General features: G+C 58.0%; 1 protein-coding gene. It reads left to right on the top strand.

Annotation, left to right across the window (positions count from 1 at the left end; all coding sequences use genetic code 11):
• The first annotated feature begins 143 nt into the window (after positions 1-143).
• Positions 144-419 carry a hypothetical protein gene (locus tag EVJ28_RS13980; protein ID WP_131489351.1) on the top strand — a complete coding sequence of 92 codons (276 nt, stop codon included), beginning with the start codon at positions 144-146 and terminating at the stop codon, positions 417-419.
• Positions 420-426 lie beyond the last annotated feature (7 nt).

Here is a 426-nt window from a genome sequence, read left to right as displayed (position 1 = left end):
GGCCTATACTGCCCTCTCGACTGCCATCTCGGCCAGCCCCCGGCAGACAACTGGTTGCGGCAGGCGAGTTGGGGTGCTTAGGTTCGCACCCAATTTGGCGCTCAGCGGACCCGCTCCGCAGCTACGGTTGGGTGGTGTGTCCCATGTTACATGGATACATGCGGACACAGAGGGTTGTCTTCAGATGCGGTGTTCTGTTCTGGGACCAGAACCGGCTGGAGGATTGGAATGTGACGCGCGGGGCAGATATAGAGGAGCTGGGCCGCTGGGCAGCCAAACTGTACACTAGGTACTTTGGCTCGTTACAGAAAGACTGCGAGGAAGAGACGAGAAGTCGGCAGATTGTGGAGTGGACACGCAGCCATGTGCAGATTACCTTTGATGAGTTCTTGGCAAAGCAGGAGGGCAAGGGACAGTGATGGGCGT

The organism is Exiguobacterium sp. SH3S3 (genome assembly GCF_004337115.1).
Classification (GTDB): Bacteria; Bacillota; Bacilli; order Exiguobacteriales; family Exiguobacteriaceae; genus Exiguobacterium; species Exiguobacterium aurantiacum_A.
This window is presented reverse-complemented; position numbering and strand designations above follow the sequence as displayed.

What these genes read in the sequence shown, in the direction of transcription:
- EVJ28_RS13980 (WP_131489351.1), top strand. Translation starts at nt 144, where the DNA reads ATGTTACATGGATACATGCGGACACAGAGGGTTGTCTTCAGATGCGGT.